The organism is Buttiauxella noackiae (assembly GCF_000737905.1).
Classification (GTDB): Bacteria; Pseudomonadota; Gammaproteobacteria; order Enterobacterales; family Enterobacteriaceae; genus Buttiauxella; species Buttiauxella noackiae.
On the sequence record NZ_JPRU01000004.1, the window covers coordinates 10,983 to 37,803 of the forward strand.

The window sequence follows — 26,821 nt, forward strand, 5'->3', positions numbered from 1 at the left end:
GATGATTCCCCGGCATTCTCGCCGGGGAATTTATTTTATTAATTAAACAGGTTTACCACTGATAACCCACACCGACGGCAGCACCCAGATCACCCTGGCTTGTCGACGTACCGGAGAGTTTGGTTACCCACTTACCGTTGTCAGAGATGGTGGAAACACCCAAAGCAACAGCTGCTTCGCCCTGGTAAGTACCCCCGCCCATGCTGACCATGCTTGCGCCTGGTTGGTAAGGTTGTGGCAAACTAGCCATCGCCATTGCTCCGGCAATACCTGCGCTCAGCTTGTCTTTGTTGTCATCAACAATGTTTTTCAGGTCGTTAAACTTGTTGTTGGTGTACTGGTTAGCGCTATTTACGCCATCTTTTAACTGGCTCAGGTTGACGGCATCAGTCCCTTTAGTACCTGCTGCCACGTTAGTGATTTGACGCTCGCCACCAGCAAAGCCTACGGAGACACTGTTATCACGATCGGTTACCGAATTATTGCCCAGTGCAATCGCATTGTTATGTGTTGCATGGGAGTTGGTTCCGATTGCCACACTGTTATCCCCACTGGCTAACGCGCCTGCACCACCAGCGACAGAGTCCTTACCCGTTGGTCTTGGTTTCGGATTATTACTGGTGTTGTTCACCTGGAACATGCCGTCTGTACCGTTGGAGATGTTGGTCACGGTCTGATTCACAACATCAAGTTGGTGCTTGTTCACGGCATCGCTTGGCGCCACGCCATCGGCAACGTTGGAGATCGTTGTGCCGCCTGTATGGGTGGAGTTGTCGTAGGTGTCACCGCCCAACACAACATTGTTGTAGCTTATGGTGCCGTCAACATTGGTAATGTACTTCACTGACCCTTTATCGATGTTTTTGACATTGCTGCCAATGTTTTCGATAGCCTGGTTGGTGGCATACAGTTCGGAACCGTTCACCGCGTCGGTGCTGTCTGCGGCAATGCGGCCAGCAGCGACATTAGTGATGGTCCGCTCGTTACCTTCGCTACCCACGCTCAGGGTGCTGGTCGGTGCGGTGCCTGCAAATGCATAATCGTTACCACGAATAGTTGTGCCCGTTGTGGCGACTGCCGCAGACGTTGTTGATCCTGCGCCCAATGCGATATCACCCGCATTGTTTGCCACTGCTCCGGCCCCCATCGCCATACTGCCGTTGCCGATGGATTTCGCTTCATCGCCCATCGCGATAGAGCTGTTGCCCATAGACTGCGCATTTGGCCCAACAGCAACAGAATCAGCGCCGCTCGCCACGGAGTCCGCTTTCCCGGAGTTGGCATGGAAGTACTTAACGCCATTGGTATAAATGTTGGTGGTCGCATCTGTCAGTTGCTGAACGTTAACTGCATCACCAGCGTCGATACCGTAAGCCACGTTTTTAATCCGTGTACCGCCAGTCCTGGTAACGCTGTTATAGGTGTCACCACCCAGAGAAATGCTGTTGTAGTTCACCGTACCGTCGTCATGGATATCGTACTTAACGGAGCCTTTATCGAGCGTATTAATGGCCGAGTTAGTGGCAAATAATTGCGAGCCGTTGATTGCATCGGTGCTGTCTGAACTCAGACGGCCTGCTGCCACGTTAGTGATGGTGCGTTCATGACCACGGCTACCCACGCTGACGGTGCTTGTTGGGGTGGAACCAGCAAACAAGTAATCCACATCCCCAATCTTCGCGCCGCTGGTACCAACAGCGATATCAGTAATAGAGCCTGAGCCCAGCGCAACATCATTTGCATTTATTGCCTGAGCTTCACGACCGACTGCCAGACTATTATCACCGGTTGAAAGGGCGTTATAACCTACAGCCGTACTGCCCTGGCCTTCAGCAGAAGAATCGCTTTCCAGCAGTCCATCTTCATTGGTACGCACATAGCGAATCCCCTCACCATTCAACGTGGTGTAAGTTGTGGTGGTATTCCCGGTAATGTGGCTAAGCGTGTTGTCAATATAATTCACCGTGGTGTTCGTCTCGTTAAGCTGAGACATATTCACCGCATCGCTATCATTCTCACCACGAGCGACGTTGGTTATCCTGGTGCCACCCGTTTTGGTAATACTGTTGTAGGTATTACCACCCATGGTAACGCTGTTGTAATTAACAGTGCCGTCACCGTTACGGTCATACTTCACGGCTCCCGCATCCAGAGCATCAACCGCCGTATTCGTAGCAAAGAGTTGAGAACCGTTTACACCGTCGGTGCTATCTGCACTCAGGCGACCCGCAGCCATGTTAGTCAGGGTGCGTTCTTCACCAGCTTTACCTATGCTTACGGTGCCAACAGGTGCACTGCCTGCAAACGCATAATCTGTGCCAGCAATCGTCGCGCCGGAAGTTGCAACCGCGGCTTGTGTTTTCGCGCCATCCCCCAGGGCAATGCTGCGGGCCACATCAGCTACTGCACCCATACCGATTGCCACAGCATCCGTACCTGAGGCAATAGAGTCTGCACCGGTAGAGTTGGCGTGGAAGTACTTGGTCCCCGTCTCGTACATATTGTTGATGGTGTTATTGGTCTCGGTCAGCTGAGAGAAGTTAACTGCATCGCTTGGTGCTGAACCATCAGCCACATTGGTGATCTTCGTTCCACCCGTGTGCGTGCTGTTGTCGTAGGTATCGCCACCCAGTGTGATGTTGTTGTAGTTAACTGTGCCATCAACAAATTTGTCGTATTTGACGGAGCCCGCATCCAAATTAGTGACATCGCCGGTGATCGTACTGAGCGCCGTGTTGGTGGCGAACAACTGTGAACCGTTCACACCGTCGGTGCTGGTTGCGCTCAGGCTGCCTGCTGCCAGGTTAGTCAAAGTACGCTCAGAACCTTTATCACCAATACTGACGGTGCCTACCGGAGTTATGCCAGCAAACGCATAATCCGTACCCAGTAATGTTGTACCTGTAGTACCTACAGCCGCTTGCGTTTTCGCGCCATCACCCAGTGCCACACTACGTGCCACATCTGCAACCGCATTCATACCAATCGCAATTGCATCAATACCTGAAGCAACAGAGTCTGTGCCGGTTGAGTTAGCGTGGAAGTACTTAGTGCCGGTGGTGTAAATATTGTTGATGCTGTTATTGGTATTCGTCAGCTGTGAGAAGTTCACCGCATCGCTTGGGGCAGAACCGTCCGCCACATTGGTGATTTTTGTGCCGCCGGTATGCGTGCTGTTGTTGTAGGTCGTGCCACCCAGCGTCATGCTGTTGTAGTTGATCGTGCCGTCGCCGTTTTTGTCATACTGCACGGACTCATCAGCGAGAGATTTCAGTTGTGAGACGTTGACTGCATCTGTCAGCGCAGCACCGGCCGCCAGATTAGTAATCCGGCGCTCGTTCCCGTCTGAACCAATCGATACTTCCCCGGTGGCACTCCCTTTCATATCTGCGGCATTAGCGCCTTTAGGCACATAGGCAGCCTGCCCAAGATTAGCGGTCGTGGTCGAAGCGAACCCAAGTGCAACACTGTTATCGGCAGTCGCCTGTGAAGAGTTACCCAGAGCAACGGAAGTAAAACCCGAAGCCTGAGATCGGTTGCCTACCGCCGTTGATGCAACTCCGGAAACAATTGAAGCAGCCCCCACACCAACTCCTGAATCACCTGTCACAGAAGCATTTCCGCCAATTGCAATCCCCGCCACACCCGTTGCATTCGCAGAGTCCCCAATGACTACCTGCCGAGCATTGATTGGATTTGCCGAGTAGCTGGCCGAAGAATTATTGCCGATCACGACACTGTTACCTGCTGCCGTTGCCGACGCGCCATTACCCATGGCAATGGCATTGGTCGAATTGGCATCCGCAACCGCATTTACCCCCACGGCAATAGCGTCCACGCCCAGCGCTTTAGAATCCACACCGGTTGAGTTGGCGTGGAAGTACTTAGTACCTGTGGCGTAGATATTGTTGATGTTGTTATTAGTGGTGGTCAGCTGCGAGAAGTTAACCGCGTCGCTTGGGGCAGAACCGTCCGCCACATTGGTGATTTTGGTGCCGCCAGTATGCGTGCTGCTGCTGTAGGTATCGCCGCCCAGCGTGACGTTGTTGTAATTAACCGTGCCATCCGGGTTAATGTCGTAATGCACGCTGCTGTCTGAAACAGACTGCAACTGACGCACGTTGACAGCATCCGTGGCTTGCGTACCGCCTGCGACATTGGTGATCTGACGTTCCATACCCGCTGAACCTACGGATACAGCACCCTGAGTTGAAGCCACGGTGGTTTTGCTGAACAGCTCTTTCGCGCCATTCATACCGGAACGATCAGCGATCGCACCAGCACCTAGTGCTACGCCATAATTAGCGGTCGCTTGCGAATTACGACCGATGGAAGAGGTGGACAACCCAGAAGCGACTGCATTATAACCCACAGCAACAGCCCCGGTGGTGGTGACAGTGCCCGCTTTCGCACCACTCCCTATCGCCACGCTCTGGTTATACGTTTTGGAATTGGCACCGATAGCAAGTGCATCATCTGATATGGTGCTTGAGTGATCACCCATCGCAATTGAGTTCACGCCATGAGCTGTAGATGAACTCCCTATTGCAATCGAACCGGTGTCGAGGAACCCGACCAATGCCTTATTACCTAGCGCGATGGCATTTGTGGAGTTCACGTTGGCGCCATTACCAATGGCAATTGCGCTATCCGCACTGTCAAGTGGACTGGTATTTGTTGCCTGAGCACCTTGCCCCATAGCAATAGATGACGTGCTGCTGGCTACAGAACCCATTCCAATCGCCACCGCGTCCTTACCGGTTGCAGACGAATCTGTCCCGGTAGAGTTGGCGTGGAAGTACTTAGTGCCGGTGGCGTAGATATTGTTGATGTTGTTGTTAGTGGTGGTCAGCTGCGAGAAGTTAACCGCGTCGCTTGGGTTAGAACCGTCTGCCACGTTGGTGATTTTAGTCCCACCAGTGTGGGTGGTGCTGTTATACGTGGTACCGCCCATCGTGACATTGTTGTAATTAACCGTGCCATCCGGGTTGGTGTCGTAATGCACGCTACTGTCAGAGACAGCCTGAAGTTGGCGTACGTTGACGGCGTCAGTGGCCTGCGTACCACCGGCAACGTTGGTGATCTGGCGTTCTGAACCCACGTCACCCACAGATACGGCGCCTTTAGTAGATGCAACCGCAGTATTGCTGAACAGTTCTTTGCCACCAGCCATGCCCGCGCGGTCGGCAGTCGTACCTGCGCCCAGCGCAACACTTCCTGGGGCGGTAGACAACGCACGGGCACTATGACCCAAAGCAACACTGTCGGCGCTGTCTGCCACTGCGGTGGAGCCTACGGCTACACCATAGTCGGAGGTAGAGTTAGACCAATGGCCGATCGCCAGGCTGTCTGTCTTTTGCGCGTTCGCAGAGGTACCAAAAGCAGTTGCCCCCAGGCCCGATGCAGCGGAAACCGCGCCAACAGCCACCGCATTTTGTGCAGCCGTTGTGCCTACGCCGATGGCTGTGGCCGCACCACCCGCTGTGGCATAGCTACCCAGCGCAACGCCCCCCTGGACATTAGCGTCGCTGTCCGGCACGGTTGCATGGTCACCAATAGCAATACCACCGCGGCTGCTATAAGAGGATGTCCCCAGAGAAATAGCAGATGTTGCTTTGTTGGTAAGGTCGGCTCCAGGCCCTCCCAGACTTTCAAAGCTAAAAACACCTGTATCGTGATTAACGGCGTTGCTACCGATAGCAATACCGTAGCTACCTGCTGCTGAGGCCGTTGAGCCCAGGGCCAGCGAGTAATCACCGGCCGAGCTTGCGTTAGGACCAATAGCTGTAGAATTAGCACCTTTCGCATTGGCATAGTAGCCCAGTGCCTGCGCTTGAGCGCCAGCTGTATTGGCATACCAACCAATGGATGTGCCTTCCAAACCCGTAACTAATGAACCGCCACCAATCGCTGTGCTGTGATCAGGGGTTGCTTTTGCCATATCACCGATCGCCACCGCACTGTAGCCATTCGCAACAGAGCTACGACCAATCGCGGTGGCGTTAGTATCCGATGCTACAGAATTGGAACCAAAAGCGATCGCGCCATCAGAAGAGGCGGCTGACAGAGAACCCACGGCCATCGCCCCGTTACCACCGCTGGCTTTTGCGCCCTGACCAATGGCGATGCCGTTAACAATAGTTGCACTGGCCGAATGACCCAGTGCGATGCTATCTATCGCAGAGGCCGTTGCGGACTGACCTATGGCTGTTGCGCTAGAGCCACTTGCTGACGCAGTCGGACCGATAGCTGTGGAGCTGTTACCTGTGGCGACGCCACCGTTTATTGATGTGTTGGCCGCATTGTTATTATCCAATGCGGCACTACTGGTGCCTGTACCGGCAACCCATGCTTCAGCAGGGAAAGACAACAAAGTCGCAGCAACTGCGCCGGTCAATCCACTTACACGTTTCGCTATACGCAAGGAACTGGCTCCCTTGCCTTTTGCCCCTGCAAATTCCCCGGCAACAACCCAGGCTTTTTGCGCAGAATTCCATACCAGACGATAAATCTTGTTCATAAAGTTTCCTTCCCGGCTCCGTGCCAGGATAACGGTTAGTGTTTCGCGGCCTGCAGGCTGGCTGCGGCTTTGATAATCAAAGGACGTTCCAGAGAGGTACTGTTCAGTTGGTTTTGCTCGCGCTCATAAAGTCCAAGCGCGGCTTTGTTATTGCGGGCGACGTATTGCAGGTAGCCGCCGGTGAAGAAGGTGGCTTCAGTTAGCGCATCACGCCGTTGGAGTTCGTCGGTACCCGGCATGGCGGCTATTGCGGCAAATACCGCCTCGGTGCTGCCCTTGCCTGAATAAAGACGAATAAGCGCCTGCTGACTTGGTGAACTGGCGTCCATACCGGAAGTCAACATGGCGAGCTCTTTTTTAAGGGATGCCGGTTTACCAGCATGAGTACGGGCGCTAAGCCACAACTGCCACAAATGGGCATAATCGCTAACGCGAGCATCGGCACTGGCTGCCAGGCCATCAAAGGCTTTTTCCGCAGCATCAAACTTGCCCAGTGCGACCAGGTTGATAGCTGAGGGAACCGCTATATCTGCGGACATATCGGAGCCCGTCAGGTCGTCATAGACTTTGCGAGCCGCCTGGTTGTGGCCAGATAAGTCATCAGCAATTGCCTGATTAAACAAAGCAACTCGTGTTTGATGAGTCGCGGGGGGGCTTATATTTTGTGTAATAGAGGCTGATGCTCCATTGGCCATTACCGGCAGAATTAAATAGCTGGTGGCAATAATAATCGAGCATAAAATAGCTGGGCGTACGCAAGGTATATTTTCTTTAAATAGCCCTATGTATTTCCGTATTTGGTGTAATAAGAAAGATTTTTTCATTTCGTAATACTCATTAAATATGGCAATTGCACCGGTACGTTTTTGGGGCAATAGTTATCCCCGCCAGGATTGAGTCCTTGCTATAAAGGTGAACATTTAATTTTGAATGAGATGAAATATAAGTTATTTGTGCTTATATTTTTTCATCAAAAAACAATATCACTGGAATTTCCTTAGGCTAACCAAAGGAATATAAAACCAATCTATTTATTAATAAGTTGTTGAAAGGTAATGTTTCAATGTTGGTTTTTTATATAAAGCGCCTGTACTTTATGTGCATTAATACTATAAAAAGCGCCTCTATCACTTTTTATAAAGTCAGGATCTAGTCCAACCATCATGAGATCAGTTTTCAACTCCTTCAATGTGGACCATAATATTTGGCTCGACGATTTAAAATTTCGGTCATCCCAGACGTTTTTGAAAATATCATCACGATTTACGGGTTTTTCACATGCATTATTAAGTAAGTATGCAAGTAGCATCATATGCAGATCTTTAATGGCTATGACACATACATTTAGTGCATAAGCCTTACGAGCATCATCCATGTCCAGCTTGATAATCCTGCGATGATGGATATCAACCTGAATATTATCGTTTATTAAAAAACCAAAAGTAGATGTAAACATTTAAAATGCCCTTACTCTCTCAGTATTCATTTATATGCTTCATATGAAGCTGTACGCAGTCTATATAAAGTGAAAAAAACAGTAATCAGATGGAAACATCCTGGAATATATGTTTATTTTTGGTTAAATCAGGAGCCAAATCTCATGCCCTTATCGTTACTTGGGTTTTAATGCTTATAACGTTTGTGTTCTCGATATTTTTGCCTGTCTAAATTAAATTTTACGGGTTAACACAAAATTTCATATTTAGATGCAATGCCAGGGTAAAACGCTGATCATCGTGCAATCTAGTGATTTACATAGGAAAAATTAAATATAAATTCATTTTTTATTGAGTGCTGCGTCAGCTTTTTAGCTGCTTCTTTTTTGGTTTTTAATCAATGTTAACTAATTGTTTCAGTTAAAGTGTCTTTTACCTATTTAAGTGCTGAACTACCTCGGGTTACGGAAAAGAGCATCAGGTATCAGGTGCAGTGATTGATTTCGCTATGGGTGTATTGAAACACGCATTTACTCATATGAAAAATGAATCAATAGGAAAGTATTCATACAAAATTTCACTGAACTATACTCACGTATCTTCTCATTGAGTCACGAACAAAATGACTTCATTACGAACTGGTAAATTTGATTACAACTTGATCCGCTTTTTGGTGGCAATCATAGACACCAACAGTATGGTGAATGCAGCTGAAGTATTAGATGTTGCACCTTCAGCGGTAAGCTATGCGGTCAGAAAATTGCGTGAACATTACAATGACCCTCTTTTCGTACGCGCTTTGCATGGAGTAACTCCTACAGCATTAGCTCTAAATATTTACGAACGATTTAAAATCATAAATGATGACATTAATGACGCTCTGAATATTGTTAACGATGTTGATGCTGATGTCCGTGAAATATATATTCGCGCCGATGCTTTTACAGAGGCCTGGATAACAGACAGGCTTATACGCTGTGGTATTGTGCCTAACGAGTGTATTTTGGATTTTCGATATTCATCTGCGAGTTCAGATGAACGTGTTGCTAAGTTAAGGAATGGTGAGGTTGATTTAGATATTGGGGTGCAGTTTGATGGAGATAAGAACATACTTTCCACGAGACTTTTCGAGTGGGATTTAATGCTAGTTTGCCGAAAGGACCATAAAACGATAGGTGATAGCTTAAGCATGGAACAGTATGCAAATGAACCCTTTATTGCATATAGTACACGCCATTACGGTACCATCTTATTAAGTGATATTAATCAAATAACACAGGTCAGGGATATTAAACCAATTGCTAAGAGCGAATCCCCGATGAACATGATTTTCACTGCACTTTTACATGATCTAATAATATTTATACCACGAACTTACTTCGAGCTACTTCAACATGTGTTACCAATTAAAGAAGTTCATTGTGACTTTATCCCATATAAAAAGATCCCAAACGTTATACATATTCATAAGCGAAATATTAATGATGCGTTACTACAAAAAATTATCACTGTTTTAAAAACAGAATAGGTATCGTTTATTTATAAAAATTTATGGAGCTAAGAGCAATTTTGAAGGAGGTAAAAGAGAGGTTCTGGTGAGGACTGGCATTGTGGAAATGCTTTGTTAAGTGTTGGGTTTATCTGAGGGATGTATCGTTGAAATGATGGATGGCTGGAGAATGTGAAATGTTCAAAACAACCTTTAAAACAAAATTGTTTAGCTTATGCTCTGAATCGAATCGGTCATCAAGAGATAACTTCAGAAAACAAAAAGGACCTGGATAAGTTCTTATCCAGGTCCTTGATATGTTTGGTGGCCCCTGCTGGACTTGAACCAGCGACCAAGCGATTATGAGTCATATGGAAACTATGTTTCATAATTTTGCATCTTTTTGCATTTTGATTTAATAATCATAAATAACAGTAATTTACTTTATAATTGTTGTTTCATATTGTTCTGTTTTTTTTCCTTCAGTATTATCCTTACGTCACCCAATACATCACCCAGAATCAGCTGGGTGACGTAACGAAGGAAGAACAGAAAACGCTATGTCTGATAATTTAACTGTCTCGATGATTAGTGGCTTAAAGCCGAAAACAACTGCTTACTACGTCTGGGACAAAAGTGGTGAGCGTGGGGCTGGGCGTTTAGGGGTGAAAGTCGAACCATCGGGCCAGCGAGTTTTCTACTATCGCTATTTTTGGCAGAGCAAACGGCAGTTCATTCTGCTGGGGCGTTTCCCTGAGTTGACACTCGCGCAGGCAAGGCAACAATCTAAAGAGCATGCAGGTCTTCTTAAAGAAGGAAAAGCTCCTAAAGCTGAAATCGCGGAGCAACTTTTTACTGCAGAGCAACAACAACGTGAAGACCAACTAAAAGGCAGCATTGAGCAACTCATTTTGGGATACACAACCAAAATGCGTGAAGACGGTAAACGCACCTGGCAACAGGTCCTGTACAGGCTGGAAAAAGAAACCTACCCATTTATACCCAAAGTCACCAAAGCGCGCGAAGTCACCCCTGCTCATATCAAACAAATTCTGGCGACCATTATCAAGCGTGGTGCATCAGTTGAAGCAAACCGAGTTCGCTCTTATCTGATGGCCGCATTTAATTATGGATTGAAGGCTGATAACGATCCGGCAAACCACCAGCAGAACGTTATGTTTGGTCTCCTGATGAACCCGGTAAGCATCATACCCAAACAGTCAGCAGCGGAAAAAGCCGGGACAAACTGGCTGAAATTAGATGAGTTGCAGCAATTATTGGGGGATTTCCCGAAAGCACCAAAAGTAGGCCCTTTGATCAGTCAATTACTTAACTTGTGTGTTTACACTGGCGGGCAGCGGCCACATGAACTGGTTTCTAGCCGTTGGGATGCGGTTAACTGGGAAGAGAAGACCTTACTGATAGTGGCGGATGTGTCGAAGAATAAAAGGGACCATCTGGTGCCTTTGACAGGGTCAGCCATTGAGATACTCGAAAAGTTGAAAGCTGAGAATCTTAGCCAGAGCCCTTACATCTTCCCGCAGCGTATCAAACCTGAACAGCATCTACGCACAGATAGCTTCGCGCAAGCCATTATCTATTACAGGGAACACTTTTCCTTGAGCCCGTCATTTATTGCTCGTGATATTCGTCGTACTTGTAAGACTCTGATGGGGGAAGCGGGTATCGCTAAAGACCTTCGTGACCGCATTCAAAACCATGCTTTACAGGACGTAAGTTCTAAGCACTACGACCGTTATGATTACCTGATTGAGAAGCGTAAGGCTCTTGAACTGTGGGAAGCGCGAGTGAACAACCACCAGCAACATCAAGAAAATAATGTGGTGAATCTATTTGGGCAGAGATAAAGGCTGATTAAATCGGATCGCTGGATTTGCTGGCGAGACCGACGCTCTTCGCCAGTATTCGATTTTGTTTAAGCTGCCGCTCAATTTCCTGTACGGGTTTGCCGGTTTCAATGGCTGTTGAGCTGGCAACAGAGCGGTAGATTTTAGCTTGAGTTACTTGATATAAAACGATTTCATTTTTCATATTATTTCTGATTTGTATGCATAAAATTTTGGCTTTGAAATGGTTCTGGAGCGAATTTTAACTTAAATAAAAAAGATTGAAGTGTAATACGTACATTAGAAAATGTGAGTATTGTAACCTACACTATATTAATGGCTGAGTACATAGAAACTGTGGTGGTCAGTTCTGTTCTGAAAATAAAAATTGGGACTGTAAATGAAACTTTGTAATTTCTTCTTGATGATATTTTTATTTTAGTAATTGAGATAGGTAAATTATTGAATAAAAGAAAGTTAGGACTCTTGCCTTCGAATTGGCTAAAAGTCTTAAAACTAAAGTCGGTCTCAATTAATTTTCTCATATGTTGAGTAAGCTTTCCGTGGAAACAGTGCTCAAATATACTTTGCGACTATGGCGTTTGAACTGAGGACGCCTCGTGATTGTGAAAACACCTTCGAGCCTCAGTTCATAAAAAACTAAACGTGCACAATATAGTATTCTGTATGAAAATTACCGTGTTCAATTCAGCATGCAAATTTATAAGTGCTTAATATTTACGGTCCAACTTCTTTGTAAAAAACCAGTTTTCCCTTTTCTATTCTAACTTTACCTACATCAGTCATTTCTTGTATCACCTTATGAACCGCACTGCGTGATATATGGTTGCGAGAAATAATGAAGGAATAAACAGAGGTTTGTGACCGAACTTCTGGGGGCATTGACCAGATATGTTTGAGATGTTCATTAATAATATTTCTAATGTTAGGGTGAATCATCATTAGATCTCGATGAAAATAAAGATCAAGATGCCAGGTAAGTATATCAAAGGCATGTTTCCAGAGGTTTTTATGATTGAACAACTCTGTTGCAGAATGATTTTTTATCATATACATCTGGCAGTTGGTTTCACAGCGTAAATAATGATACTTGATATCATTATGCATTTGAGTAAGCCCCATTATGAGTGGTGCATTAAGTGAAAGAGTTACTAGGTTATTATCATTGCGATAAACTAAGACCCTCCCTTTTTTAAGGTAACAGATAGTATTGTTATTTAATAATTCTATTCGTTGATTCCTCTTATGATTTTCTTCATATGACTCCTTTGATAATTCAATAGCCTTACCAATAATAAGTATAGAATCATGGATATCTGAGCTTTTCATAACTACCTCTTATTTATTAATTTGGATACAAGCGTTTTCACATCAAAAATAGCTTTTCTCAGTAATGTGGAATTGATGGTTGTTACAGTAATTAAAATGCAATATTTGGTGATGTAATATCAATGCTTATAGTGTGACTAAAGTGGTGAAAGTAATGCTTCCCGAGGTTATGATGTTTTTTGGAATTAATTAGCTACCTCTATTTTAATGAAGGTAGGTTTGTTTTTTTAATATATTGATGCTATGTCTTGTTAATAATGACTATGTATTAATGCTCATAGTTGAAATTGTTTTTTTCAGGGAATAAGTTATTTGCATTATATTTTCATAGGATTTGCAATGTGGTTATTGTTTCAATGACTCGCAAGGCCCTTGTACTAATCATACGGAATATACATCATCGGCAACAAAGATTATTCCTACTAAAGATGTTCAAATAATTTCATGTCATATACTTGGTGTCTCCATTTTCGATACCAGTTACTTAATTCATTTTCAGGCATAGGACGGGCAGAAAAAAAACCTTGACATATATCACAGCCAAGAGTGGCAAGTATCTGCCACGTCTTTTCATCTTCCACCCCTTCTGCTACTGACTTTAAACCCAATTGTTTTGCAAGATTTAGACTGTATTGAACTATAGCCATGCTGGATTTATCCTCATAACATCGAGATATAAAAGAGCGATCTAGTTTTAGTTCAGTAAATGGCAATGTAGTTAGTTGTTGGATTGAGGCAAAACCCGTACCAAAGTCATCAATAGACAAACCGAATCCATTCATTCGCATACGAGTTGCACTCTCCAATGCACGGCCAATATCGCCAATAAATGTGCCTTCTGTAATTTCAATAGTAACCATTTTCGGATTTACTCCCCACTGCCTACAGTATTCAAGCAGGGAGTCAAACAGATGGGTATTTGGCAATGACTGAGCCGATAAATTTATCGAGAGGTTAATTGATAGCCCACTTTTTGCCCACAAATGTGCTTTTTGAATTGATTGAGAAAATATGGAGTCTGTTAACTTATCTATTAGCCCATTCTGTTCCGCAAGGGAGATAAACTCGGAAGGTGGTACAAATCCCTTTTCAGGATGGAACCAACGAGCAAGTGCTTCTGTACCCAGAAACTCTCCATTTTTAAAGCTAACTTTTGGTTGATACCATGGTTTAATGGTTCCTTTATCAAGGGCTTGGCACAAATCGTCAAGTGTAACTATTGAGTTATTACAATTCTTTACCTGAATTGAATAATAATGTTGTTTGGTCAACAAAGCCTGTATTCGTGTTGCACTAACGGGTTTACGGATCGAGCCAAGTATCTGGAGACCGAAGGCCTGCCCCATTAGTAGTACGCTGTCGATTACTGGTTGTTCCAGTGCACTGCAAATAATAACTGAGCCACGGAATGGCATAGTAGAAAGATGCCTAAGTAAGGCCATACCATCCATACCAGGCATTCTCAAATCGCAAATCAGAAGATCAATTTTGTTTTGATGGCATAGAGTCAACGCTTCAATCCCTGACGCGGCATCTAAAACATCCATATAACCAAGATTCGCTAGTTGATTTCTCAGTATTCCACGTTGGAATACATTATCCTCGGCGATCACAATACGTTGTTTAGGATAGTTATTCATCACTCTAAGACCTTGCTTGCTGATAATAGCTGTCAATCTCATTCCTAATCGACTGCATAAGTGTTTGTAGTATTTCCTCAGAAGCAGATTGGGCATGGTTAATCATTCTGACCATTCCTTTCAGACGATGTACAATATCGGTCATTTTGTTGGTATTATCGTCGACTGGTGTTTCAGTCAATTTCTGATAATCATCTTGGCTGATTTTTAGATGCTCTTTAGCCATTGTTTGAGCTTTGCTTTCATCAACAAATAGAGCTCTCGAATTCTTTGAGATGTTGTACTTTTGTGTGCTCGATTCACTTTCAACTATGATGGCCGCCTCCATTTTTCTGACTAATTGATTGTAGATAGTCAACCCAAGACCAATTCCGCTATAGCGCCGGTTAATATCAGAATTTATTTGCTCGAAAGGCTTAAACAGTTGATGTTGGTTATCACGAGAAATGCAAATGCCAGTGTCTGAAACCATGATTGCCAGATATTCTTTTTGCTGCAAAGTTGCACTGATAGCAATTGACCTCTGATGAATGAACTTTACTATGTTGTTTAGCAAATTAGATATAATCTGCCCAACCCTTAAAGGATCAATGACCGCCTTGTCAGAGATCGCAGTGTCCCAGTCAATATTCACTAACAGTTTTTTACTGACGGCTGTCGCTGCATGGCTACGAATCAGATCACAGACAGTGGATTGTAACGGGCAGGATTGAAACTGCAGTTGCAATTCTCCAGTATCGATTTTAGAAATATTGAGTATGTCATTAACTAGGTAAAGCAACGTGTTGCTTGATTGAGCGACATTGTGAACCATATAGCGTTGATATTCGCTCAACTCACTCATTTGCAGCAGCTCCAACACTCCATGAATACCGGAAATGGGAGTACGAAATTTATGGCTAATAGGTGTAAAAAAATGGCTGTGCGTCTGAATCGCTTTTTTCGCAGACTGAAGGGCTAATTGCAGTTTAAACTGTTGGGGTTTAAGGCTGGTGGTATGTTGGACCATTCCATTTAGGAGGCGTGAACAGTCATTTTCTACCACAAAATTTCTACGTATTTGTAAATAATGTAGGGCATCTTTCACCGGTATGGTCACTTCAACATCAACCGGCTTCAGGTTGCGGTAATTTTCAGCGATATCAAGGATAAATTGCAAACGTGGCTCTTCTATAAATCCAAACAATCGGTTTTCCCTATCATCAGCTTCTACCAGCTCTTGAAGCATTACCCGGATAATCGCTTCAATTCCCTTTGATGTGTTCAGAAAACACTCATCTTCCGGTCCTAAACATAAATACTGTAAAACTATACTAGGCAGGCTATTAGTTAAATAAGTTAACCGGTTTTCCATCTCTCGGGTAAGCTGCCCAGCAGTCTTGATTAATGTGACATCAGTAAGGACCAGTAACTGCCCCAGTTTCTTTCCCTCAGAATCGAGGCATATACGGCGAGTATACGAGGCATTTTTTTGCACGTTTTCACATGCATCTGTATATATATGAGACCCGGATATATCTCTACCATGCTCCCAGACCCACAAAGGTTCAGCAAAACATTGCTCTTTAAATCGGCTTTCTAGCGGCAACAAAAAATCCACAGTGAGTGTTTCTTTATAGGCTTTATTACATAGAATTAGTTGATGAACTTTATCAAGTAGGGTGACCATGTTTGGTTGAGAATCAAGGATAGTCTGAATAAGCACCAGATGATTCCATAATTCTTTTTCTGTTTCATTTTTCTGAAAAACGCGTTTTCTTATCCTCATGCACTTAAATGATAAAATGTAACCTGTAGTTATAAAAAAAACATTACTGAATATAAGCAGGCTCATTTGATATCTCATTTCGGTTCAAGGGGGTATCAAGTTTTATGGGAATTAATATCATTTTTGTAGTGAAAATACATATGAATAAAAATCGTTACCACTTAGTAGTTGCGTTTGCTTGCACTTAAGGAATTCGGTTTTTTATGTAATGGATGATGATTAAAAAATGCATTGTCATAATTCTACATGAGTCTTTTTTATTTAATATAATCGTTTAAATCGATCAGGGCAACACCAATTAATAGTTAAAACCAATCGCTTTTTGCGCTATTGATCGCTGCATTCGATCTCGATGTGTGTTTTTTTTGCTTATTTGTTTCGTTTTTGTTTTGAAAAATGTTAATGAAAAAAAATTCTAAGGATGCAGATACTCTACTATTTCTGTGGGTGTTGATTTTTTTTATGAAGAAAATCAACAGATTATGTTGGTGGCCAAGTTGATTTAATTATAATTTAACCTGAAGGGATTCAAAAAAAAGAATAAAAAACAATCACACCAAGCAGGTTTAGTATTGTTTTGTCCATTATTGGATATTTCTTGGTTTGTTAAAAAATAAGCTAACAACATGGATTTTTATTAAAAATAGGACTTATTTGAACTGTTGACACTATATTTAATGCGTATGTTAAGGGGTTGTTTTTTTAATGTTTTAATTTGTGTGATTTTAGCTGATTTGATTTTCGAGGATTTAAATTTAAATAATTGATGTATCAGTCCATGCGTGGACACTATTTGTAATCGCACTAACCAGATTTTAAATTCATCATGTGCGCTAGGTAGAGAGTGCAGATCTTCCTATGTTTTTTGGAATTATCTTTTAAATGCGAATTATTGATGAAGGCTTTATGAAAAATAAAACTAAAGCTGCTGTTTCTAATAAAACAACAGAATTATTACGACCCTCATTGAGGCGTTTTGTGTGGGTGAATATTGCTATACAGACATTATTCCCTCTGGCAAGCGCTTTCACGCCCTTGATGGCCGTATCAGCAGAAAAAAAAATCACTACCAATCAGGATAATGTCGAGACTCGTCCTTACTCGTTACAAAAAGGAGAAACGGTAAAGACTGTTGCGGACAGAGAACATCTGACTGTTTTACAGCTCAAAAAGCTCAACCAATTTCGAGTTTTCAGCAAGCCATTTAACCAACTTTCTGCCGGGGATGAACTTGATATTCCGGTTGGAATCGGCAAAAAAAATGAAACTTCCCGCTCTGTAACAAAGCAGGATAAGAATGAAGTTACTCAGTGGATGGCGGGCAATGCTACAGGACTCGCATCTTCACTGAAGCATCAGCGTGCCGAACAATATGCGTTGTCACAAGCTCGCTCTCAGGCAGGATCTGCGAGCAGCTCCGCTTTACAGCAATGGCTCAGCCAGTTTGGTACAGCCCGAGTTCAGTTAGGTGTAGATAACCATTTCGCATTAAGTGAAAGTGCAGTTGATGTTTTACACCCTCTTTATGACAACCAGCAAACCATGCTGTTCACCCAACTGGGCGCAAGACACAAAGATCAGCGAACCACTCTGAATACAGGCGTAGGTGTCCGTGTATTCCATGATCATTGGATGTATGGCGTCAATACTTTCTTGGATAATGACATTACGGGACATAACCGCCGTGTGGGTATCGGGGGCGAAGCGTGGACTGATAACCTGAAGCTGTCCGCCAACAGTTACTTCGGCATGACGGACTGGCATCAGTCCCGAGATTTTAGCGACTATGATGAACGCCCAGCAAATGGTTTCGATATCATTGCCAATGCGTATTTGCCCTCATTGCCACAATTAGGTGCAAAAGTGAAGTATGAGCAATATCAAGGAAATGATGTTGCATTGCTCAGCAAAGATACTCGCCAGAAAAACCCAAAAGCACTGACGCTGGGACTGAATTACACACCGATACCGCTGGTTACCTTGGGGAGCGATTATCGTAAAAGTGGCAGTCACGATGACCTGCAGTTTAATGCACTATTCACCTATACACTGGGACAATCCTGGGCTGACCAAATTTCACCAGAAAATGTAGCCTTTGCTCGTTCACTCGCCGGTAGCCGCACAGACCTTGTTGAACGTAATAACAACATTGTGCTGGATTACCGGAAGCAGGATGTAGTGAAGCTGGCCCTGCCAGTTGAAATCAGAGGGCAAGCTGGCAGCCAAATCCCGATCAATACACAGATCACTGCAAAATATGGTGTTGACCATATTGATTGGTTGGCTCCTGAGTTGGAAGCAGCTGGAGGAAAAATCATTGCCACAGGCCCGCAAAGTTGGGTTGTTCAACTTCCAGCATGGAAGGCTGTGGGTAATCATTACACAGTGCATGCTACTGCCTGGGATAAGAAAGGTAATGCTTCACGCACTGCATCTAGTGATGTTGTTGTGGAAGGAATAGGCATTGATATAAATCGCAGCAGCGTGGTGCTGAGCAACAACACAACCATAGCAGATGGGAAGTCAAAGGTTGTGATGACGCTGACCGTACGCGATGCCAAAGGAAATCTGATATCAGGCCTTGCTCCGACAATAACATTGCCGCTGAGTTTTTCACCATTGACCACAGCAATGCGTATGGCTCCAACCCTTGGAGGACGGGCATGGGATTTGCTTACTGGAACAATCGTCTCTTCCGCTATGGCTGATATGCCTGCTGCATTGGCAAATGGTGGCGTCACTCTAAGTAAAGTCCAGGAGACAGAAACTGCTGGGGTATATACCGTAACTTTAACTGCTGGTACCCAAGCTGGTACTGTTCATATTACACCGCACATCAGTGGCATAAGTTTCCCTTCCAAAAACGTTGAGCTGGCTCCGGTTTCAACTCAGGTCAGTGCAGGTCACATAACAAATGTACCTGTAAATCCATTGGCTGACGGACATATTGTGCATGTCACTGTGCCTGTGCTCGATCATTCAAACAAGCCACTGTCAAATTCGACCATCACAATGATTATTGATGGTAAGGAAGTCAAAGAAAAGACGGACAGTAATGGTAATGTTATCATTGATTTACCAGGGCAGACGACACCTGGGCATCATGATTTCCAAATCGGACTGAAAGGCAATCCTATCACTGAAACTGTGGGGGTAGACTTTATCCCTGTCGTTGGTTCCGCTCCGGTTGCAACACAAGTTGCTATCACCGGTACACCTGTAGTGGGTGAAAAACTGGCTGGACACTATGCTTTTACTGACAAAGATGGTGATAAGGAGGACGCGAAGAAAACTACATTTGCCTGGTATCGTGATGGCAACATCATCTCCGGAGCAACAACGGCAACATATGTTCTGACTCCAGCGGATGAAACGCATACAATCCAATTCGGTGTAGTACCTACCTCAGTTACCGGAACTCCTGCAACCGGTCCGGAAGTAAAATCATCTGCGACCTTAGCTATCAGTACTGCACAAAGCCAACTGGCGGCCAGCGTGAGTGCGGCGGACTCTGCCTTTACCATCACCCCGGCCTCCATTGCGGCTGACGGTACGGCCACGGCGACCCTGAGCTTCACGGCGAAGAATGCCCAGAAGCAGGCAGTGAAAGGTCTGACCGCGGTAACCTTCGCGGAAACCGGCGTGGCAGGCACCACCATCAGCCACGTGACCGAAAGCAACGGCGTGTACACGGCAACCCTCAGCGGCACGACTGCCGGTGTGGCCCATGTCACGGTCAGCGTAAGCGGTACGGACAAAACCCCGGCCGGTACCCACGACGTCACCCTGAGTGCCACCCCGGCACAACTGGCGGCCAGCGTGAGTGCGGCGGACTCTGCCTTTACCATCACCCCGGCCACCATTGCGGCTGACGGTACGGCCACGGCGACCCTGAGCTTCACGGCGAAGAATGCCCAGAAGCAGGCAGTGAAAGGTCTGACCGCGGTAACCTTCGCGGAAACCGGCGTGGCAGGCACCACCATCAGCCACGTGACCGAAAGCAACGGCGTGTACACGGCAACCCTCAGCGGCACGACTGCCGGTGTGGCCCATGTCACGGTCAGCGTAAGCGGTACGGAYAAAACCCCGGCCGGTACCCACGACGTCACCCTGAGTGCCACCCCGGCACAACTGGCGGCCAGCGTGAGTGCGGCGGACTCTGCCTTAAACTTCAGTCCGTTCAGCACTATTGCGGCTGACGGTAGGGAAACGGTCACTGTGACTTTCACGGCGAGAAACAGTGCGAAAGCGAAGGTCAGCGGTCTGACCGCGGTGACCTTCGCGGTAACCGGCGTGGCAGATACCACCATCAGCCGTGTCACCGAAATGAATGGCCTCAATAAAGGTCTGTACACGGCAACCTTCAGCGGCACGACTGCCGGTGTGGCCCATATCACGGTCAGCGTAAGCGGTACGGACAAAACCCCGGCCGGTACCCACGACATAACCTTGACTAAATTCTCTGTTCCATTTGCTGGGGGGGTAATGGACTTCTATATGCATGCAAATACAAACGTTCTGGATATGCGGACAAGAATAGGTGGTTCGTTTACACAGAATATTTATACGACGGTTCCGGGCAAGTCGGCCAATACATATGATATGGCAAGTCTTAATAATGGGATTCACATTAGTTTCAGTCTGTTGGATTTGCCTCGTACATTCAAGGCAACTGGTTATCCAGATGTAACAATTAAGCTTGTCAATGGAGCACTAACAGTTCAATAATTTGAGTTATAGTTAGAAGTACACCCCTGCATAGAATTAATTTTCATGCAGGGGTGTGTATTTTTATTAGGTTGTGAAAGTGATTTCATAAGCAGGGTTTATGCTTGCGCTAAATAATTTCTATTAAAAATTGTTATTCAGTGGCCATATTTATGGCTTGGCTATGTATGTAAAATTCATGCTTATATTGATAAAGGTGGGGAAGTAACTAAACAACTAAAGTAATATGATTGTTACGAGAGAAATATAAATCGCGGATTGGTAATGATTTTCTATTGTTATGTAATTATAAAATATTTATGCGGTATTATTTATGGTTTGCTAATTAAATTGACGGTATTGACAGTAATGATCAGTACTTTCTAATGTTTAGCATAGGAATAATAATGAAATTGTGCTTACATGAAAAATTCTTACATCTGACGGGCAAGATGTTTCATAAATCCTCACTTGCGTTATTCATTAACTCGGTACTCTGCTTGCCAGTTTTCGCCAGTATAGTCAGGGATGATATTGATTATCTCTATTACCGGGATTTTGCAGAAAACCGGGCACAATTTCAGCCAGGTAATATCTCCATTCCCATTTATGACAAAAGTGGTCATTTTGTTGGTGCACTGGATAGAGCGCCGATGCCTGACTGGTCGGGTTTAATGATCCGGGGTGTAGGTACACTCATTGCTCCTGGCTACCTTGCGTCAGCCGCTCATACAGGGGGCTATAACAATGCCACCTTTGGATATCACACTAAAAACCCTGATAATCATCAATATACCTACCTGCAGGTTGCCCATAACCCGCTATCCGATACTGAAGATTTCGCTTTGCCGCGGTTAAATAAAATTGTCACCGAAGCGATGCCGATGACAATACGAACGGGCACTTATGCCCAGATGAGCGATCATAATCGCTATACCGTCTTTTACCGGGCAGGAACGGGAACGCAGTACATCAGGTCTGCAGATGGAACTCAGAAACTCGTTGCATCACCTCATATTTATCCGACTGGTGGGACTTTTTATGAAGCCGGGTACCTGGACCGAAACTATGCAGGAATGCAGCAACCAGATCTCTTCGCTTATCCGTCAGACTCGCCATTAACCACACTCCAGCAGCCGGGTGACAGTGGCTCGCCTATTATCGCCTGGGATAATCTTCTCAAACAGTGGCTTTATGTCGGTTCACTTTTTGGTCATTACGTCTCTTCAGGCGTGCGTTATGACAACTGGTCTATGGTGAGTGACGCCACTCTCGCGCAAGCCTACCAGAACGATATTGACCCTGATGTTGTCGACACGGACAACGCTACGCCGATTCAGTGGAACGCCACCCAGTTGGTGCAGAACAATAGCCACTGGGTATGGCATGGAATGGATCCTTCAGCCGCAGCATTGGGCGCGGTATTTGGCCTTGCCTGGACTAATGGAGTATCAAGCGAGGTTGCCCCTTCTGGTTTGAATGCCGGGAAAAACCTGACATTTGGCGGTGCGGGCGGCACGATTATCCTTAATCAGGACGTCAATATGGGGGCAGGTGTCCTGACATTTAACAACGATTACACCCTCAAACCCGCGACAAACCAGACCTGGATGGGCGGCGGTGTCATTATTAATAAGAATCATCAACTCACTTGGCAGGTGAATGGTGTAGCGGGTGATAGTCTGCATAAACTGGGTACAGGTACCTTGTATGTCAATGCCACGGGCGTAAACCCCGGGGAACTGAGTATTGGTGAAGGTACCGCCATCCTGGCGCAACGACCTGATACTAGCGGGAATGTTCAGGCATTTTCTGTGCTGGACATCGTTAGCGGTCGTCCAACGGTGGTACTCACGGATAATAAACAGGTCAATCCGGATAATATTTACTTCGGTTTTCGTGGCGGGCGGTTGGATCTCAATGGCAATGATTTAGCTTTTACGCATATCCATAATGTTGATAGCGGTGCCCAATTGGTCAACCATAATCTTAATAAAAATAGCGTAATAACTATCACGGGCAATTCAGGTGATGACGTCTTCTTAGGCAAATTAGGCGAAGATCAAACCACTTTGCCTAATGGAAAATTGAGCATTATGTTTAATCTACATAATGCGAATTCCCTCTATAATCTTGCGGGCGGTTCTCTGCTTAATGGCAAAATTGCCATTAATACAGGTACACTATTATTGTCCGGTTTTCCTTCGATGCATGCTGATGGTTCGCTTTATCAATGGCAACCAGAAATTTTTGACGTGGCTAAAAGCATCGATGTCAGCAAGTTTGCCGTATTGCAGATTGGGTCATTCGCCACGCTTAACGGCAATATTAATGCGGCAGAAGACAGTCTTATTTCATTGGGGTACTCAGATGCTTCAGACTTTACCTCCCATTTTGATACTACAAAATATGATGCTGCATGGACGAAACAGTGTACCGTTTTTGACTCTATCTCCTGTGCTCAGGCTATTCCTGACAGTAATAAGCCAGCATCACGCGTAAATGGCGATCTGACACTTGCCGATAACGCCCGTGCTGTTATCGGCAATGCTATATTAAACGGGGCGATTAATGGCGGAGGTTCATCAACGGTACTGGCTGGGCCGCGTTCCGAATGGAACTTACTGGGTGATAGTGCCATGGGTAATTTAATTCAGGAAAAAGGTTCACATATCAATCTTAATGGAGGAAAAGGGCAGTATCACAGCCTGGAGATTACAAATTTATTATTATCGTCCGGAACAGTGGGTATGAATGTCGACCTTTATAAAGGTGAGGGTGACAGTTTGACCTTAAATAATAAAGCCAGCGGTAGTTTGAAACTGGACGTTAATAATTTGGGCGTGACAGATGGAATAAATAAACCCGTCAGCCAGTTAACCGTGATTAAAACAAACCATGAGTTAAAGCATTTCGATGTCTCGCTGACAAATGGTTTTGTGGATGCGGGGGAATATCGCTATTTGCTCTCTGGTAAAAGTGAGAGCAGCAACGGGTACTATTTGTATAACAGACTCCTTATGCAACAGACGAAAGCTGCCCCGGTTGTCAATGATGAAAGCACCCCGGCTTCTGATCCAGCATCTGCTTCTGGCCCGGCACCTGTCATTGCTCCGTTGCCTGCTTATGGCCCGGCGCTTGTTACTGCTCCGATGCCTGCTTCTGGCCCGGCGCTTGTTACTGCTCCGATGCCTGCTTCTGGCCCAACACCTGTTTCAGCACCTACATTCGTTGTACATGATAAGCCATTTAACCCTGTAACTGATGCTAAGAGTGATAAACCAGAGGTGGTAATAAAACAAAAAAACTGGATTAGCCGTCGAACTAACGCCATTTTATCGGAGGATGAATCTCGCTTCGCAATGCAAAGTAGCCAGCAGCATGCCGTTCATGATTACCTGGAAAGTCTTGATGCAAATCATAACGGTATGTGGATAAATGCAGATGCCAGCCGCCAGAGACATAACAATGTAGATACCAGACTGTGGTATCAAAATTTGGTTAATACTCAGGTCGGCGGTGATATGCGTGTGGATATGCAACAAAGCTCTTTATTAGTAGGAGGGGTATTCACGCAAACGAAAAGTAACGGCAATTTTGATGGCGAAGCAAGCAGTGATAGTGTTGTCAATGCTGGCACGGTTTACAGCAAACTTATTTTCCCGACAGAAACGTTTATTGCTGTTTCCGCCAGCTACGGCCACTACAGTAGCGACCTCACCGTAGATGCTAAAAACAGCCATAGCAGTAATATGCAGACTTATGCCGTAGGTGTCGGACAGAAATTCAGTGTGGCGGGTTTGAATATCCAGCCTTCATTTTTCACAACTTTATTTAGGAATAAGGCAGAGCAATACTCCGTTGATGATGCGAAAGTACATTCTGGAAATGAATTAGCTCAGCAATACCAGGCGGGAGTAAAGATTGATTACCCACTTACGCTGTCCCAGGTGAAAACACGTCCGTGGATATCAGCCAGCTATATTAAAAATAAACGCGATAATGCAAAAATGACCATTAACCAACAAACATTTGCTAAGGGGAATAGTGACAATATCAGCGAATTAGCCGCAGGTGTGACGGTATCTCCGGTACCTGCGCTACAGTTTACGGTTTATGGCAGTTACAGCGATGGCGAAACACTAGATTCGCAGAGAAGCGCTGGCGTGAAAGTGAAGTGGCGTTGGTAATCTCAACCATTAAATTATTTAAAGAGCATTTCAAGATTTCGTCGGTCTAGTTATCGATAACTATGGCCGATTTCTCAAATAACTTTTCATAGGTTACATTAAATCATACTTGTTACTATTGCTTCTGAGGGGAATTTGTCGAATACACTGAGATGTATACAGCGAGAGATATTTCAAGTGAATAGCTCATCATGAAGTGTCTATTAATAGGCATAATTATAATCATCAACAGTTGTGGGGTGTATATAATTTGAAGTGCTTAAATTTGTTGAGGTTGGCTGAGCGGTAAAGAAGAACAGCTAGATTAGAGGTGAACGATTTTTTTTGATGTGGAAAAACCTCTGATGAGAACGATGCTCTTAAACAAGTTGCTTTCATCTTCAATTCTAGTATTTGTAAATTGAAAAGTATCGTAATAATTTTAGATTGACCTTAAAGTATAACTAGTTAATTAAGAATGCTTCATTATATATTTGCACTTAATGATAGATTGTATCCTAATGCCTTCAGTGCTTTTTCAATGGTATCAATTTTTGTTGGATGCTTAAGGGACACGAGTCGCTGTACTTCCTGAGGCCGAATATTCATCATTTTTGCCAATCTTGTATTTGTTGTGTTAGTACGAATAAGAGCATTTAGCAAAATAATTTTTGCTGTCATGCTGGCTGGGATGCTAATAAAACTCTCCCCTACTGATGATGTTTCAGGAATGATGATTTTTTTCTTAAAATACATATCAAATATCCTAATTAACTCATTTTGAGCCTTGCATAATGCCTCTTCTCTGGTTTGAGCCGAGACAGGTGTTGCAGTAGGTATATTGAGAAATATTATTGAATGCATGGTGTCATTATCTTCAAAGGCGATTGGGTATTGCATGGTTAAATAAATCTCCAATTTTTTTAATTTCTAGAGTCTTTTACTTTAAAGTGCATTTTTTTAAGATGAGTTGGCCTTTCAGATTATTCCGTTTGTACCCTGTTAGCTGACTGACTGACTGACTGACTGACTGACTGACTGACTGACTGACTGATTGATTTGTATTGAGGACTGGGTTTTTTCACTGATTTTATTTATCTCAGTGATTGTTAAATTAATTATTTTGTGGTTGTTCGAGAATAGATTGCAAATAATGACGCACCTAGTAATTGACGTTCAGGACGTGATACTAATCCCTCAGGTTCGTTTACGCCAGTTCTCCTCATTTCTGAAGGAAACCTCTGATCACATAATACACTTAGTTGCAAATTTCTATCACTATGCCCCCAGGCTCCCAATTTCATCAGCGACACGTTATTACTCACCCCTAGTTTGTCCATAGCTCTTCTCTTAGAAGCGCTTACACTACCAACACTGGTACCCAAGTAAGATGCCATCTCTTTTCCCGTCATACCCTGCCAAAAAAGCTGAACAACCTCGGCTTCATTCGACGATAGGTTAATGTTATTTGTTTTCTGTGGTATTGAGTCTTGAAACCTTTTTCCTGAAGAGGAAAAAGGTTTTAACAAGTTACAGAGATCTTCTGGGCTTAGCTGTGGGCTAACAAGATTAGTAAAAGTGTGATGCAATTTACAGAGGTGATGCAGTTTTCGCCCACATACTAGGGTTAACGATGTATCAAATTTTCTCTCTGTAAACCAGTAAGAGAAATGAAACCAATCTGCAAGTGTTTCATTGATACCGCATACTTCGGTGATTACAATCTGGATATCATACTCATGTAGTCGTTGCCGAAGCTCGCGCAAAGATTTGCAATCAGGTAAGAGATTAATCTTCCTGAATTGGACTTTTTGCGCTTTTATGATTGATTTCACACCAGAGCAAAAATAAGAGTTCGGTGACATAACTACCATATTTATTTCAAAACTCATGTT

Annotated in this window: 13 protein-coding genes; 4 read left to right on the forward strand and 9 right to left on the reverse strand. The window is 44.5% G+C overall.

What is annotated here, in order from left to right; all coding sequences use genetic code 11:
• Positions 1-52: 52 nt before the first annotated feature.
• From IX31_RS23290 to IX31_RS17890, 3 genes are all read right to left on the reverse strand, one after another.
• Positions 53-6,520 carry a YadA-like family protein gene (locus tag IX31_RS23290; RefSeq protein WP_034460796.1) on the reverse strand — a complete coding sequence of 2,156 codons (6,468 nt, stop codon included), beginning with the start codon at positions 6,518-6,520 and terminating at the stop codon, positions 53-55.
• A 35-nt stretch (positions 6,521-6,555) separates the two neighbouring features.
• Positions 6,556-7,143, reverse strand: a complete 588-nt coding sequence (locus IX31_RS17885; RefSeq protein ID WP_034460798.1) for a hypothetical protein — start codon at positions 7,141-7,143, stop codon at positions 6,556-6,558.
• 437 nt (positions 7,144-7,580) lie between these two features.
• Entirely contained in the window at positions 7,581-7,976 is a 396-nt protein-coding gene (locus IX31_RS17890; RefSeq protein ID WP_034460800.1) for a winged helix-turn-helix domain-containing protein, read from the reverse strand.
• A gap of 602 nt (positions 7,977-8,578) precedes the next feature.
• Here IX31_RS17890 and IX31_RS17895 point away from each other — a divergent pair.
• Positions 8,579-9,484, forward strand: a complete 906-nt coding sequence (locus IX31_RS17895; protein WP_034460801.1) for a LysR family transcriptional regulator — start codon at positions 8,579-8,581, stop codon at positions 9,482-9,484.
• A 521-nt stretch (positions 9,485-10,005) separates the two neighbouring features.
• Complete coding sequence (locus IX31_RS17900; RefSeq protein ID WP_034460802.1) at positions 10,006-11,313, forward strand: tyrosine-type recombinase/integrase; 1,308 nt, start codon at positions 10,006-10,008, stop codon at positions 11,311-11,313.
• Between the two features lie 7 nt (positions 11,314-11,320).
• On the opposite strand, the gene IX31_RS23515 is transcribed toward IX31_RS17900, so the two are convergent.
• The 4 genes from IX31_RS23515 to IX31_RS17915 form a co-directional block, all read right to left on the reverse strand.
• On the reverse strand, positions 11,321-11,497 hold the full coding sequence (locus tag IX31_RS23515) for a hypothetical protein (protein WP_198528576.1): 177 nt from the start codon (positions 11,495-11,497) through the stop codon (positions 11,321-11,323).
• Between the two features lie 533 nt (positions 11,498-12,030).
• Positions 12,031-12,642, reverse strand: coding sequence for a helix-turn-helix domain-containing protein (locus IX31_RS22635; RefSeq protein ID WP_034460804.1), 612 nt, complete (start codon positions 12,640-12,642; stop codon positions 12,031-12,033).
• Between the two features lie 422 nt (positions 12,643-13,064).
• Positions 13,065-14,318: an EAL domain-containing response regulator gene (locus IX31_RS17910; protein WP_198528577.1), complete on the reverse strand. Its 1,254-nt coding sequence runs from the start codon at positions 14,316-14,318 to the stop codon at positions 13,065-13,067.
• Positions 14,287-16,116, reverse strand: coding sequence for an ATP-binding protein (locus IX31_RS17915; protein WP_051880754.1), 1,830 nt, complete (start codon positions 16,114-16,116; stop codon positions 14,287-14,289). The genes IX31_RS17910 and IX31_RS17915 overlap by 32 nt, the downstream gene beginning before the upstream one ends.
• Positions 16,117-16,956: 840 nt before the next feature.
• Between IX31_RS17915 and IX31_RS22090 the strand changes: the two genes are divergently transcribed.
• On the forward strand, positions 16,957-20,778 hold the full coding sequence (locus IX31_RS22090) for an inverse autotransporter beta domain-containing protein (RefSeq protein ID WP_198528578.1): 3,822 nt from the start codon (positions 16,957-16,959) through the stop codon (positions 20,776-20,778).
• Positions 20,779-21,164: 386 nt separating this feature from the next.
• Complete coding sequence (locus IX31_RS22095) at positions 21,165-24,947, forward strand: S6 family peptidase (protein ID WP_051880757.1); 3,783 nt, start codon at positions 21,165-21,167, stop codon at positions 24,945-24,947.
• A 465-nt stretch (positions 24,948-25,412) separates the two neighbouring features.
• On the opposite strand, the gene IX31_RS17930 is transcribed toward IX31_RS22095, so the two are convergent.
• Together IX31_RS17930 and IX31_RS17935 are read right to left on the reverse strand one after the other, a co-directional pair.
• Positions 25,413-25,826: a hypothetical protein gene (locus tag IX31_RS17930; protein ID WP_034460806.1), complete on the reverse strand. Its 414-nt coding sequence runs from the start codon at positions 25,824-25,826 to the stop codon at positions 25,413-25,415.
• A gap of 218 nt (positions 25,827-26,044) precedes the next feature.
• Complete coding sequence (locus IX31_RS17935) at positions 26,045-26,818, reverse strand: helix-turn-helix transcriptional regulator (RefSeq protein ID WP_034460808.1); 774 nt, start codon at positions 26,816-26,818, stop codon at positions 26,045-26,047.
• Between the last annotated feature and the right edge of the window lie 3 nt (positions 26,819-26,821).

Excerpts from the sequence above, each read along its gene's own strand:
- IX31_RS23290 (WP_034460796.1), bottom strand. The coding sequence starts at position 6,520 with ATGAACAAGATTTATCGTCTGGTATGGAATTCTGCGCAAAAAGCCTGG.
- IX31_RS17890 (WP_034460800.1), bottom strand. The coding sequence starts at position 7,976 with ATGTTTACATCTACTTTTGGTTTTTTAATAAACGATAATATTCAGGTT.
- IX31_RS17915 (WP_051880754.1), bottom strand. The coding sequence starts at position 16,116 with ATGAGCCTGCTTATATTCAGTAATGTTTTTTTTATAACTACAGGTTAC.
- IX31_RS17935 (WP_034460808.1), bottom strand. The coding sequence starts at position 26,818 with ATGAGTTTTGAAATAAATATGGTAGTTATGTCACCGAACTCTTATTTT.
- IX31_RS22635 (WP_034460804.1), bottom strand. The coding sequence starts at position 12,642 with ATGAAAAGCTCAGATATCCATGATTCTATACTTATTATTGGTAAGGCT.
- IX31_RS17895 (WP_034460801.1), top strand. The coding sequence starts at position 8,579 with ATGACTTCATTACGAACTGGTAAATTTGATTACAACTTGATCCGCTTT.
- IX31_RS17930 (WP_034460806.1), bottom strand. The coding sequence starts at position 25,826 with ATGCAATACCCAATCGCCTTTGAAGATAATGACACCATGCATTCAATA.
- IX31_RS23515 (WP_198528576.1), bottom strand. The coding sequence starts at position 11,497 with ATGAAAAATGAAATCGTTTTATATCAAGTAACTCAAGCTAAAATCTAC.
- IX31_RS17900 (WP_034460802.1), top strand. The coding sequence starts at position 10,006 with ATGTCTGATAATTTAACTGTCTCGATGATTAGTGGCTTAAAGCCGAAA.
- IX31_RS22095 (WP_051880757.1), top strand. The coding sequence starts at position 21,165 with ATGAAATTGTGCTTACATGAAAAATTCTTACATCTGACGGGCAAGATG.